The 13,602-nt window shown below is 62.4% G+C and carries 9 protein-coding genes, 2 tRNA genes and 1 pseudogene; 11 read left to right on the top strand and 1 reads right to left on the bottom strand.

The annotated features are described in order from the left end of the window. The first annotated feature begins 86 nt into the window (after positions 1-86). Positions 87-1,376 carry a serine--tRNA ligase gene (gene serS / locus RTQ46_RS24230; RefSeq protein WP_312440153.1) on the top strand — a complete coding sequence of 430 codons (1,290 nt, stop codon included), beginning with the start codon at positions 87-89 and terminating at the stop codon, positions 1,374-1,376. 90 nt (positions 1,377-1,466) lie between these two features. Continuing rightward, positions 1,467-1,556, top strand: a tRNA-Ser gene (locus tag RTQ46_RS24225). A gap of 391 nt (positions 1,557-1,947) precedes the next feature. Here RTQ46_RS24225 and RTQ46_RS24220 read toward each other — a convergent pair. Further along, entirely contained in the window at positions 1,948-2,847 is a 900-nt protein-coding gene (locus RTQ46_RS24220) for a LysR family transcriptional regulator (RefSeq protein ID WP_312440152.1), read from the bottom strand. A gap of 104 nt (positions 2,848-2,951) precedes the next feature. Here RTQ46_RS24220 and RTQ46_RS24215 point away from each other — a divergent pair, with 104 nt between their 5' ends. The 9 genes and pseudogenes from RTQ46_RS24215 to RTQ46_RS24175 all read left to right on the top strand — a co-directional run. Further along, positions 2,952-3,833, top strand: a complete 882-nt coding sequence (locus RTQ46_RS24215; RefSeq protein ID WP_312440151.1) for an MBL fold metallo-hydrolase — start codon at positions 2,952-2,954, stop codon at positions 3,831-3,833. 105 nt (positions 3,834-3,938) lie between these two features. Then, positions 3,939-4,028: transfer RNA gene (locus RTQ46_RS24210), tRNA-Ser, on the top strand. Positions 4,029-4,468: 440 nt separating this feature from the next. Continuing rightward, positions 4,469-5,524 carry a histidinol-phosphate transaminase gene (hisC, locus tag RTQ46_RS24205; RefSeq protein WP_312440150.1) on the top strand — a complete coding sequence of 352 codons (1,056 nt, stop codon included), beginning with the start codon at positions 4,469-4,471 and terminating at the stop codon, positions 5,522-5,524. A 68-nt stretch (positions 5,525-5,592) separates the two neighbouring features. Beyond that, positions 5,593-6,462, top strand: coding sequence for an NAD(P)-dependent oxidoreductase (locus tag RTQ46_RS24200; RefSeq protein ID WP_312440149.1), 870 nt, complete (start codon positions 5,593-5,595; stop codon positions 6,460-6,462). Positions 6,463-6,771: 309 nt separating this feature from the next. After that, positions 6,772-7,665, top strand: coding sequence for an RNA ligase family protein (locus RTQ46_RS24195; protein ID WP_312440148.1), 894 nt, complete (start codon positions 6,772-6,774; stop codon positions 7,663-7,665). Next, positions 7,662-8,801 (top strand): AAA family ATPase, encoded by a 1,140-nt coding sequence (locus RTQ46_RS24190; protein ID WP_312440147.1) that lies wholly within the window; start codon positions 7,662-7,664, stop codon positions 8,799-8,801. The genes RTQ46_RS24195 and RTQ46_RS24190 overlap by 4 nt, the downstream gene beginning before the upstream one ends. Positions 8,802-9,054: 253 nt before the next feature. Further along, positions 9,055-10,485 (top strand): glycoside hydrolase family 19 protein, encoded by a 1,431-nt coding sequence (locus RTQ46_RS24185; RefSeq protein ID WP_312440146.1) that lies wholly within the window; start codon positions 9,055-9,057, stop codon positions 10,483-10,485. Positions 10,486-10,587: 102 nt separating this feature from the next. Then, positions 10,588-12,894 carry a chitinase C-terminal domain-containing protein gene (locus RTQ46_RS24180; protein ID WP_312440145.1) on the top strand — a complete coding sequence of 769 codons (2,307 nt, stop codon included), beginning with the start codon at positions 10,588-10,590 and terminating at the stop codon, positions 12,892-12,894. 515 nt (positions 12,895-13,409) lie between these two features. Further along, positions 13,410-13,602: pseudogene (locus tag RTQ46_RS24175) on the top strand (ShlB/FhaC/HecB family hemolysin secretion/activation protein); the annotation flags it as partial.

The raw sequence follows: 13,602 nt of genomic DNA, 5'->3' as shown, positions 1-13,602 counted from the left end.
TGGCCGTGCATGTGCAAAACTCATAATGAAGTGAACGGGTCTTGGTACAATGAGTGCTTTCGATACATCGGCACCGCCACGCACCCATGATAGATATCCAATTACTCCGCAAAGACATCGCCACTGTTGCCGCCCGCCTGGCGACGCGCAAATTCCAGCTCGACGTGGCAGGTTTTACCGCCCTCGAAGCCGAGCGCAAGGCGATCCAGACACGCACCGAAGAATTGCAGGGCAAGCGCAATGCGCTGTCCAAGCAGATCGGCATGTTGAAGGGCAAGGGCGAAGACACCTCGGCCGTGATGGCGCAAGTGGCTGGCCTGGGCGACGAACTGAAAGCCGATGAACTGGCGCTGGCGCAGGTGCAGGCCAGGCTGAGCGACTTCATCATGGCCGTACCGAACCTGCCGCACGAATCGGCGCCGGTCGGCGAAGACGAAGCGGGCAACGTGGAAGTACGCAAGGTCGGCACGCCACGCAGCTTCGATTTCGAAGTCAAGGATCACGTCGATGTCGGCGCCGCGCTGGGCCTCGATTTTGAAGTGGCCACCAAGCTGACCGGCTCGCGCTTTTCCGTCATGAAGGGCGGCATCGCCCGCCTGCATCGCGCGCTGGCGCAGTTCATGCTCAACACGCACGTCGACGAGCATGGCTACACCGAATGCTATACCCCGTACATGGTCAACGCCGATTCGCTGCGCGGCACCGGCCAGCTGCCGAAATTCGAAGCCGACCTGTTCTCGGTGAAAAAAGGCGGCGTGGAAGGCGAGGGCGAGACCTTCTACCTGATCCCGACCTCGGAAGTCACGCTGACCAATATCGCGCGCGACGACATCCTGCCGCTCGACCAGCTGCCACTGAAAATGACGGCGCATACGCCATGCTTCCGCTCCGAAGCGGGCAGCTATGGCCGCGACACGCGCGGCATGATCCGCCAGCACCAGTTCGACAAGGTCGAGATGGTGCAGGTGGTGCACCCGGACACCTCGTATGCGGTGCTCGACGAAATGGTCGGCCACGCCGAAACCATTTTGCAGCGCCTGGGCCTGCCGTACCGCGTGATGTCGCTGTGCACCGGCGACATGGGTTTTACCGCTGCCAAGACCTACGACCTGGAAGTGTGGCTGCCGGCGCAGAACACCTACCGCGAAATCTCGTCCCTGTCGAACACGGAAGCATTCCAGGCACGCCGCATGCAGGCGCGTTTCCGCAACGCCGCCGGCAAGCCGGAACTGGCCCACACCCTGAACGGCTCCGGCCTGGCCGTGGGCCGCACCTTGGTGGCCGTGCTGGAAAACTACCAGCAAGCCGACGGCAGCGTCGAGATCCCGCCGGTGCTGCGCCCATACATGGGTGGCCTGACGCACCTGAAAGCGTAAAAAATAGCGCTTTTCTTTTTCCGGCGTGCTGCTATAATGTTGCCTTCTCGCAGCGATGCGGGAAAAGACCGCAACAGCAAAGCAGTACTTGGAGAGGTGGCAGAGTGGTCGAATGTACTTGACTCGAAATCAAGCGTACGTTAAATCGTACCGTGGGTTCGAATCCCACCCTCTCCGCCAGAACAAATAAGAGAAGCTCCCGCAAGGGAGCTTTTTTTATTTGTGGCGGCGGGGAGGAGCACGCCCCCTGCGGGGCGTGCGCGTGGGATTCGAAGGGCTGGGCGTACCCGCCCAGCCCTCCCCGAATCGTCCATTAAAGGGTTTCAAACCCCGCCCAAAGCGCGCCAGCCCAAGGCGGGTTACACGCCAACAAAGTCGTCGGATTACGCGCTTGCGCGCTAATTCGACCTACGAATCGCCCATTGAAGATTTCAAACCCCGCCCAAAGCGCGCCAGCGCAAGGCGGGTAATACGCCAACAAAGTCGTCGGATTACGCGCTTGCGCGCTAATCCGAGCTGCGCGTCTGTTCAGGTTTTAATGCCAGCCCAAAGCGCGCAGCGCAAGGCGATTTCAACTCCGGGTCTCACTCCCAAACCACTCCCCCAAAAACCCCACCATCTCCCTCAGCGTCACCCCCATCTGCCTCCTCGACCCATACACGCCATAAACCCCCATCTCCTTCGCCCGATACCCAGGCAGCAGAGCAACCAGCTCCCCGCTCTCGATCAGCGCAGAAACCGACCACGCCGGCTGCAGCGTAATCCCCGCCCCCGCCAGCGCCGCCTGCATCAAGACCACCGACTCATTCGCGCTGATGCTGCCATTGACCGGCACCGCCAATGGCAGGCCATCAGAAACGCCCTCAAATTCCCACAAACTCTTGCCGAAATACCGGTAAGTCAGGCAATTGTGGGAAGTCAGTTCCGATGCATGAGAAGGCGTTCCGTGCGCCGCCAGATAAGCCGGCGACGCGCACACCACCGACGCACAGCTGCCCAGCCGGCGCGCGATCAGGTTCGGGTCCAGCTGGTTGGTGACGCGGATGGCCAGGTCGATGCGCTCCTCGACCAGATTGACATTGGTATTGCCGATCTGCAGATCGATTTGCGTCAGCGGATAGCGCTGCGTGAATTGCGCCACGGCGGCCGCCAGCCTTGATTGCGCCAGCGACTGCGAACAGGCGATGCGCAGCATGCCGCGCGGCTGGTCGGCCTGCGCGTCGGCTGCCAGCGGCATCTGCTCGCACAGCTGCAGCAGCTCGCGGCAGCGCAGCAGGGTCGCTTCGCCGGCCGCTGTCAGGCTCAACTTGCGCGTGGTCCGGTGCAGCAGGCGCGCGCCCGACCACTGCTCCATCTGCGCCAGGTAGCGCGTCACCATCGCGCGCGACATGTCGAGCAGGTTGGCCGCGCCCACCAGGCTGCCTTGCTCCGTAATGGCGACAAACACCTGCGCGGCAATGATACGGTCCATGATTCGTCCGGAATAAGAAATGAAGTGTTGCAGATTACCGTATTTTTCATTCGATTCGTCCGCTGTATGCTTCATATATCAATCACAGCTTCCAAGGATGCACCATGTCGCGCTCGACCTTCCTCCATACCCTGTCCGCCGCCGCGCTGTTCGGCGCCACCACCGCAGCGTTTGCCGCACCGTTGACGCTCGAGGTCTACAACCCGGGCGAGAAGGCGATCTTTCCCGTCTCGTCCGAAATCGTCTATGGCGACAAGGAGGCGGTGCTGATCGACGCGCAGTTCCAGCGCAATCACGCCGAAGCGCTGGTGGCAAAGATCCAGGCCAGCGGCAAGCAGCTGACCACCGTCTACGTCAGCCAGGCCGACCCCGATTTCTATTTCGGCCTCGACGTGATCCGCGCCGCCTTTCCCGATGCCGCCATCGTCGCCAGCAAGGAAACCGTGGCCATCATCAAGGCGCAGATGGACGGCAAGCTGGCCTACTGGGGGCCGATCCTGAAGGACAACGCGCCGAAAGCGCTGGTGCTGCCGGCGGTCTTGAAAGGCGACAGCCTGGACCTGGAAGGCAAAAAGATCGAGATCCGCGGCCTGCATGGCGCCAGCCCGGATCGCACGTACGTGTGGATCCCGTCGCTGAAAACGGTGGCCGGCGGGGTGCTGGTCAACAGCGGCACGCATGTCTGGATCGCCGATACGCAAACGCGCGCGTCGCGCCAGCACTGGCTGGCCGCCCTGAAAGATATCGCCTCGCTCAAGCCGGCGACCGTGGTGCCGGGCCACTACCTGGGCACAGCGCCAAAGGGACTGCAGGCGGTCACTTTCACGGCCGGTTATGTGCGCGCGTTCGAGCAGGAGGCGGCCAGGGCGGCCGATTCCACCGCCCTGACCGGCGCCATGAAACAGCGCTATCCGGCCCTCGGCGCGGTGCCGTCGCTGGAGCTGAGCGCGAAGGTGATCAAGGGCGAGATGAAGTGGCCTCAGTAAGTAAACGGTCCGGGATGAAAAGTCTTTTACAAGCGGGCATCCCATGCTAAAATAGCGCCTCGCTCAAACGGCTGCATCAGTTTGGGTGAAAAGACCGCAGTAAATGGAGAGGTGGCAGAGTGGTCGAATGTACTTGACTCGAAATCAAGCGTACGTTAAATCGTACCGTGGGTTCGAATCCCACCCTCTCCGCCAGAACAAATAAAAGAAGCTCCCGCAAGGGAGCTTTTTTTATTTGTGCCGGCGGTGAGGAGCACGCCCCCTGCGGGGCGTGCGCGTGGGATTCGAAGGGCTGGGCGTATTCGCCCAGCCCTCTCCGAATCGCCCATTCAAGGTTTTAAAACCCGCCCAAAGCGCGCCAGCGCAAGGCGGGTTTTGCCAGCCCCCCAAGCAAACGCCAGCAATATGTCGGATTACGCGCTACGCGCTAATCCGACCTACGGTATCCACGCATCCGAATCATCCATTAACATTTGAACCCGCCCAAAGCGCGCCAGCGCAAGGCGGGTTTTGCCAGCACCCAAGCAAACGCCCACAATATGTCGGATTGCGCGCTACGCGCTAATCCCACCTACCCACTATGGTAATCTACCAACAGTTCCCATCCCTCTCGACCACAAGCAAAAGCACAAGCAATGAGCCAATTCTGGAGTTCCATCGTCACCCAGCTGACCCCTTACGTTCCCGGCGAGCAGCCGAAACTGCCCGGCCTGATCAAACTGAACACCAATGAAAACCCGTACGGCCCCTCGCCACAGGTGATCGCCGCCCTGAACGAAGCCGCCGGCGACGCGCTGCGCCTGTACCCCGATCCCACCGCCAGCGAACTGAAACAGACCCTGGCCGATTACCACGGCGTGAGCAGCGCCGAAGTATTTGTCGGCAACGGCTCCGACGAGGTGCTGGCGCTGGCCTTCATGGCCCTTCTGAAGCACGACGCGCCGCTGCTGTTCCCGGACATCAGCTACAGCTTCTATCCGGTCTACTGCAAGCTGTATGGCATCGACTACCGCACCGTGCCGCTGGACGACACGATGCGCATCCGTCCGGAAGACTACACGGGCCCTTGCGGCGCCATCATCTTCCCGAATCCGAACGCGCCGACCGGCGTCGACCTGCCGCTGGCTGGCGTGGAGGCGATGCTGCGCGCCCACCCCGACGCAGTGGTGGTGGTCGACGAGGCATATGTGGATTTCGGCGGCGAAAGCGCGATTGCGCTGGTAAAGCAGTATCCGAACCTGCTGGTGGTGCAAACGCTGTCGAAATCGCGTTCGCTGGCTGGCCTGCGCGTCGGTTTCGCCATCGGCCACCCGGACCTGATCGAAGCGCTCGAGCGCGTCAAGAACAGCTTCAATTCCTATCCGCTGGACCGCCTGGCGCTGGCCGGCGCGGTGGCGTCGTTCCGCGACGAAGCGTATTTCCAGCAGACGCGGCAGGCCGTGATCGCCAGCCGCACGCAGCTGGCGGCGGATTTGAGCGAGCTCGGTTTCGAGGTGCTGCCATCGGTGGCCAACTTCGTGTTTGCGCGCCATCCGCGGCACGATGCGGCGCAGCTGGCGGCCGGCCTGCGCGCGCGCTCGGTGATCGTGCGTCACTTCAATGCGCTGCGCATCAGCCAGTACCTGCGCATCAGCATCGGCAATCCGCAGGAATGCGCGGCGCTGGTGGAGGGCTTGCGCACGCTCGTGTGACGCGCCCGCCAGCGACGAATTTTGCAACAGGCAGCAGCTTCCAATATCAATCACCAGGAGACGGACAAATGGCAAAAGTGGCATTCATCGGCTTGGGCGTCATGGGGTTTCCCATGGCTGGCCATCTGGCGGCGGGCGGGCATGACGTCACCGTCTACAACCGCAATCCGGCACGCGCCGCTGCCTGGCTGGAACGGCACCAGGGCAGCAGCGCAGCCACGCCAGCCGAAGCTGCCGCAGGCGCCGAGTTCGTGTTTACCTGCATCGGCAACGACAACGATTTGTACCAGGTGATCCTGGAGGAGGGCGGCCTGCTGTCGGCGATGGCGCCGGGCAGCATCCTGATCGACCATACGACGGCATCCGCCGAAGCGGCGCGCACCATCCATGCGGCGGCAAAAGAGCAGGGCGTGTTCTTTCTCGACGCGCCCGTCTCGGGCGGCCAGGCGGGCGCCGAAAACGGCAAGCTGACGGTGATGGTGGGGGGCGACGCCGAAGCGTATGCGCGCGCGGAAAGCGTGATCACGCTGTTCGCGCGCGCCGTCACCCATATGGGGCAATCGGGCTCGGGCCAGCTGACCAAGATGGTCAACCAGATTTGCATCGCGGGCCTGGTGCAGGCACTGAGCGAAGGCATTGCGTTTGCCGAGAATGCGGGGCTGGACGCGGCGCTGGTGGTGGATGTGATCGCCAAGGGCGCGGCGCAATCGTGGCAGCTGGAAAACCGCGGCAAGACCATGATCGAGCGCAAATTCGATTTCGGCTTTGCCGTCGACCTGATGCGCAAGGACCTGGGGATCTGCCTGGCCGAGGCCAAACGCAATGGCAGCGAGCTGCCCGTCACCACGCTGACCGACCAGTTCTACGGCGAAGTGCAGCAGGCCGGCGGCAACCGTTACGATACCTCCAGCCTGATTACGCGACTGGGCAAGAAGTAGCCGCCTGCCGCTGCGTGCCATACAGAAGCTTGCAATACGGCGGCAATGCCGTTATATTGCAGCTTCTTTCAAGAACCTCTTCCTTACTGGAGCCAAAAGTGCCTCGCCAATTCGCCATCACCTGCTAACGCTGACGAACTGCATTCTGCAGCATCGCCGGCGCGTTGACGCCCCCGATTGCTGCGGCACTTATTCCGGAACACCCGCACACGTTGTCAAGGCACCCGCCTTGACTGTCCACGCCCGGCCTCGTCGTCAGCACCCCTGACCCTGTCTGGACGCGCCCTGGTGAACGGGGCGCGTGACGCCATGTTTCTACAATCTTTACCGTTATTCAAATACCCGCGTACGCCGCACCTGGAAGGCTCGCGCCTGCAGCCCGGCGACGATGCTTCCGACCAGATGCCGTTGAAACGCCTGGCCGGCAGCTACGTCGTGATCGAAGAAAAAATCGATGGCGCCAATGCGGCCGTCTCGTTCAGCGAGGCGGGCGAGGTGCTGCTGCAGTCGCGCGGCCATTACCTGGCGGGCGGCGGCAGCGAACGCCAGTTCAACCTGTTCAAACCGTGGGCGCATGCGCACGAACACGCCTTGCTGGCGCTGCTGGAAGACCAGTACGTGCTGTTCGGCGAATGGGCCTACAGCAAGCACTCGGTGTTCTACGACTGCCTGCCCCATTATTTCAACGAGTTCGATATCTACTGCCGCCGCACGCAGCTATTTTTATCGACGGCGCGCCGCCATGCGCTGCTGGCCGGTTCTCCCGTCTTGTCGGTGCCGGTGTTGTATGCGGGCGCGATGCCGTCCACGCCGAAGCAGCTGTGGCAGTTGCTGCGCCATTCGCTGGCCAAGTCGCAGCTGTGGCGCGATGCCTTCGAGGCCGTGGTGGCGCGCGAACGCTTGCCTTTGGCCCTGTGCTGGCAGCAGACCGACAAATCCGACCTGTCCGAAGGGCTGTACCTGAAAGTCGAAGATGACGAACAGGTGCTGGCGCGCTACAAGCTGGTGCGGCCCGATTTTACGCAAACCATCCTCGACAGCGGTTCGCACCATGCGGCGCGGCCCTTGATCGCCAACCAGCTGGCGCCCGGCGTGGACCTGTACGCGCCGCAGCCGCTGGTCACCTGGCAGGACCTGGGCCTGCATACCTGCCGCTCGCCCGACGAGCTGGCCCAACTGATGAAAAAAGGGAGTACCCGATGAACTGGGACACACTGCGCCAGCTGGCGCCGCTGCCGGGAAGGCAGCCCGATTTCGCCGCCTGCCTGGCCGCCTTTCCGCAACTGGAACTGGCGAAGAGCACGCCGCAGCATCCCGTCTACCACGCCGAAGGCGATGTCTGGACGCACACCATGATGGTGGTCGAAAGCTTGCTGGCCATGCCGGCATATGCCGGGCTCTCGCGCGAACAGCAGGAAATCGTTTTCCTGGCCGCGCTGCTGCACGACGTGGCCAAGTGCAGCACCACCGTGATCGACCCTGTTACGGGCGCCATCGGCCAGCCCGGCCACTCGCGCAAGGGCGCGCTCGATGCGCGCATCGCCTTGTGGGATTATGCGGTGCCGTTTGCCGTGCGCGAAGCGGTCTGCCGCTTGATCCATGTGCACCAGGTGCCGTTCTTTGCGCTGGAGGCTTCGCGCCGCGGCGTGACGCCCGAATTTACCGTGCGCGAGCTGTCGTGGCAGGTCGATATTGCGTTGCTGGCGATGCTGGCCGAAGCCGATATCCGTGGCCGCATCTGTCCCGATCCGCAGCGCGTGCTCGACGCCATCGAGCTGTTTCGCGAGCTGGCGCGCGAGGAGGGCTGCTATGGCCAGCGGCGCGCATTTGCCGACGACCACACGCGCGTGAAGTATTTTCGCGGCGCCGACGTGCATCCCGATTATGCGCTGTACCAGGAGCCCGGTTCGCGCGTGATCGTCATGTCGGGCCTGCCCGCGTCGGGCAAGAATACCTGGGTCGAGCAGCATCATCCGCGCCTGCCGGTGGTGTCGTTCGACGATGCGCGCCAGGCGCTGGGCCTGCGCCACGGCAAGAACGAAGGGCAGGTGGGCGACTATGCGGAGGAACGGGCGCGCGAGCTGCTGCGCAGGCATGAACCGTTCGTGTGGAACGCCACGCATCTGTCAAAGCTGATGCGCGAAAAGACGCTGAACCTGCTGTATCAGTACCACGCGCAGGTGGAACTGGTGTACCTGGAGCAGCCGCGCCGCGAGCTGCTGCGCCGCAATGGCCAGCGCGACACCTCGTTGAGCAACAAGAAGCTGCAGGCCATGCTGTGGAACTGGGAGATTGCCTTGCCGCAGGAAGCGCATGCGGTGCGGTACGAAGTTGACTGACGGCGCGGGCCGGATGGGCATTGTCCTGTTTTCCGGCCTGCCGCTTGCCTGATACCACTTGCCACGCCACCCCCATGCGGTATTACCTGCCGCTGAAGGTGCACCGGTAACTGGTATTAATAAAAACACTGTTTTATAAAACCACTTGACTACCAATTAACTGCCCCGCATTCTTCCTGCAGAAGGCCGCCTGCGCGCAGCGCTTTCCGCAACGATCTTCAGCCATGCAGCATGCGCTACTCAAGGAGACGCAATGAAGAACAGGCACCCACGGAAGACGGCCACGCCATGGATGATGGGCTTGCTGGGCAGCGCGCTGCTCGGCTGCGGCGGCGCCACCACCACCACTACCACCGGCACGCCGCCGGCCTTGCTGGCGGCCAGCATCGCCGCCGACCAGTGCACGGCCTGGAGCGCCAGCGCCGTCTATACGGCAGGGCAGTGCGTGGTCCATGAGGGCAAAGTGTACCGTGCCAAATGGTGGGTGCAGGGCGCGGCGCCAGGCGGCGACCCGTGGGGGGCGTGGGCGCTCGATACCGGCACGCCCACGCCGACGCCCACACCAACCCCCACGCCGACACCGACGCCGGGCGTCCCCACCAGAGCGCAGGCCGAAGCGGTTGAAGCGGCGCTGACCGACAACGATTTTTTCCGCAAGGTCAAGGCGTCGATCCGCACCCTGCCCAACGGCGCGGTCGACGCCGTGCAGCCTGGCCTGGCCGGCAATCCGCTCAATGTCAAGCGGGTCGAGCGCCTGCTGCCCGCCGCCAAATGGGACTATTATTTTGCCGCCCGCGACGCCAGCTATACCTACCGCCGTTTCCTGCAGGCGGTGGCCAAGTTCCCGGCCGTTTGCGACGATTACAGCGACGGGCGCAATGCGGACGCCATCTGCCGCCACAGCCTGGCCACCATGTTTGCCCACTTCGGGCAGGAGACGGGCGACCATAACGCCAGCAGCCCGCTGCCGCAGTGGCGCCAGGGCCTGAAATACCTGCGCGAACTCGGCTGCGACGAAACGGGCGCCGGCTGCGGCTACAACATCGAGTGCGCCGATCCTGTCTTCAATACCGTCTGGACCTGCGGTACCAACGCCGACGGCAGCTACAAGAAATACTTCGGCCGCGGCGCCAAGCAGCTGTCCTATAACTACAACTACGGCCCGTTTTCGCAAGCCATGCATGACGGCGACCAGTCCGTGCTGCTGAAGAACCCGGACCTGGTGGCGTCGACCTGGCTGAACCTGGCCTCGGCCACGTTTTTCTTTGTCTATCCCCAGCCGCCGAAACCGTCGATGCTGCACGTGCTCGACGGCACCTGGACGCCGAATGCGGCCGACGTGGCGGCCGGCGCCGGCAATAATTTTGCCACCACCATCATGATCATCAATGCCGAATGCGGGCAGGGCACCGAGAAGCAGGCCGCGCAAAACCGTATCGACTACTACAAACAGTTTGCCGCCGACCTGGGCTGGGATCATGCCGGCGAACAGCTGTCGTGCGCCACCATGCAGCGCTTCACGCCGGCCAGCTCTGCCTCCTACGGCATCTACTGGGAAAAGAACTGGAGCGCGGGCGGCGAGAACCGGTGCCAGCTGGTCAGCTACCAGACGCCGTACAGCGCCCTGATCGCGGGCAACTACGTCAAGTGCGTGGAAGCGAACTGGAAAGTGAAGTTGCAGTAGCAGCACAGCGTGGCCAGGGATCACCGCCGGCAAGAGCGTCCCGGGAGGCCAGCCACCACCTCCGGCATCGATGCCGGAACACCATCATGGAGACAGACACACATGAAATCGAATGCATTATTGATGGCCCTGCTGAGCGGTGCGCTGCTCGCCTGCGGCGGCGGCCAGGACCCCACCACGGCCAGTCCGGCCGCTTTGCTGGCCGCCACCGAATCGTGCTCGCTGTGGAACGCGGCGACCGCCTATACGGGCGGCCAGTGCGTGCTGTACCAGGGCGTGACCTACAAGGCCAAGTGGTGGACCCAGGGCAATCCCCCCAGCACCACCGATACCTGGGGACCATGGGCGGTGACGGAGACGCCGACACCGACACCGACACCGACACCGACACCGACACCGACACCAACGCCGACACCAACGCCAACCCCGACTCCCACGCCATGCCGTCCCGACGGCCTGATCTCGCCCGTGCCGAACGTACCCTATTGCAAGGTGTACGACGACCATGGCCGCGAGGTGCTGGCCAATGGCCTGAACCGGCGCATCGTCGGCTACTTCGCCAGCTGGCGCACGGGTGTCGATGGCAGTCCCGCCTACCTGGTCAACAACCTGCCGTGGGACAAGATCACCCACCTGAACTATGCGTTCGCCAGCGTCGATCCGGCCACCTCGAAGATCGCCATCGGCAGCGGCGCCGCCAATCCCGACACGGGCCTGGCCTGGCCCAATGTACCGGCCGCCGCCATGGACCCGTCCCTGCCGTACAAGGGGCACTTCAACCTGCTGTCGCAGTACAAGAAAAAGCATCCGGGCGTGAAGCTGATGATATCCGTGGGCGGCTGGGCCGGCAGCGGCGGCTTCTATACGGCCACCACCAATGCGGACGGCAGCGTCAATACGGCCGGCATCAATACGCTGGCCGACTCGATGGTTGCCTTCGTGCGCCAGTACCAGTTCTTCGACGGCGTCGATGTCGATTACGAGCATCCGACCACCAACAACGAGGCGGGCAATCCCAACGATTTCGGCGTATCGAAACCGCGCCTGGCCGGGCTGATGACGAGCTATAACGTACTGCTGAAAGTGCTGCGCCAGAAGCTGGACCAGGCGGCGGTGCAGGACAATAAATACTACCTGCTGACAATCGCCGGTTCCGCCTCGGGCTGGGTGCTGCGCGGCGAGGAGAACATGTCGGGACTGCAGTACCTCGATTACGCCAGCCTGATGACCTATGACCTGCACGGCGCCTGGAACCAGTACGTGGGGCCGAATGCGGCGCTGTTTGATGACGGCAACGACGGCGAACTGCGGGCCGGCAACGCCTACCAGTTCCAGAATATCGGCTACCTCAATACCGACTGGGCCTACCGCTATTACCGCGGCGCGCTGCAGGCGGGGCGCATCAATATCGGCGTGCCGTTCTACACGCGCGGCTGGAAGGATGTCACGGGCGGCACCAATGGCCTGTGGGGCACGACGGCGCTGACCAGTTCCACCGTCACCTGCGCCGGTGTCAAGACCTGCGGCATGGGTGCGACCGGCATTGACAATGTGTGGCATGACCTCGATACGCAGGGCAACCCGACGCCGGGCGGCGGCAATCCGATCTGGCATGCGATGAACCTGCAGAACGCCATCGTGCCCAGCTATCTCGATGCCTACAAGGTGACCGACAAGACCCTGGTGGGCGCCTATGCGCCGTTCTACAGCAGCACCATGGCAGCGCCGTGGCTGTGGAACGCCACCAAGAAAGTCTTCCTGTCGACCGAGACCACGCAGTCGATCGGCGCCAAGGCCCAATACATCGTCAACAACCAGATCGGCGGCGTGATGATCTGGGAAATGGCGGGCGACTATGCCTGGGACGCCACGCGCAACGGCGGCAAGGGCGAGTACTTCATGGGCACCACCCTGACCGAGGTGCTGTACCAGGCCTTCCGCACGGCCGGCCCATATGGCAACAAGCGCGCCGAGATCGCCATGCCGGGAACCATCGCCAACATCGGCATCACACTGGGCGGCTGGAAACTGGGCGACAGCAACTTCCCCATCAACCCGGTCATGACGGTGAAAAACAACTCGGCCTCGACCCTGCCTGGCGGCACCGTGGTGGAATTCGACTATCCCGTCTCGGCGCCGTCCGACATGAGCGACCAGTCCGGCTTCGGGTTGACGGTAATCGACGCCGGCTATGCGGGGCCGAACAATATCGGCGGCTTTGCCAAAAACTACAACCGCGCCCGCTTCACGCTGCCCGCCTGGCAATCGCTGGCGCCGGGCGGCTCGGTGGCGCTGACCCTCAACTACCGCCTGCCGATTTCAGGGCCGGCCAACTATACGGTCAGCGTTGGTGGCGTCAAATATGCCTTGTCGCAGGAATATCCGGAACTGCCGGTGGGCTTGCCATGATGCGGGGCGTGGCGCCGTAAACAAGAAAGGCGGAACTGCGGTTCCGCCTTTTTTCATTCCACCGGCATAAGGGAAGAACGGGGTTTGGACTGGGGAAAAAGATTGAATTCAATATTTTAATTTTCAATTTTGGCGAAATGATCACGCTTTAATTTAATGATTTAAATGACATCATTATTAACTATGTCAGGAATTGATTTCAACGGGGTTTGCAAAACCATGTTTTATTTTCAGCCAATGCGCAAAAAATAAACGCCATGCGGTCTTTGCCTGGAAAAATGCGGGTCGCGCACACTGATGCGCCGTAGCTGGAGAGCGCTCGGTCAAAAAGTAATTGTATTTCATGCACAAGTGATTTTAATTGACTGAAGTCATAGGAAATATGAAGTCAAACAGCCACAGATTTCTCACATAAAGATAAATCTTTTCGGCAACAATGTTATGCTGAAGTAATTATTTAAATAAATTTACCCCATTTTACTGCGCTGTTGCTGATGGCGACCGAGAGGATAGTTTTGCGGACCCCAATTTTGCCCCTGACCCTGCTGCTGCTGATACAAAATGCCTGGGCAGTCGACCCACCGGGCGCCGGCAGCCAGTTGCAGCAGATTCCCGTCGCGCCGCAGCTGCCGAAGGCGGCGCCGGCGATCCGCGTGCAGCAGGGCAATGTGCCGGCCGCTGCCGTCGGCGACAGCACCCGCATCAAGG

Origin of the sequence: Janthinobacterium sp. (assembly GCF_031995485.1) — a bacterium.
Lineage (GTDB): Bacteria > Pseudomonadota > Gammaproteobacteria > Burkholderiales > Burkholderiaceae_D > Janthinobacterium.
Note: the sequence above shows the minus strand (reverse complement) of the source record. Positions and strands in the feature narration are given on the sequence as shown.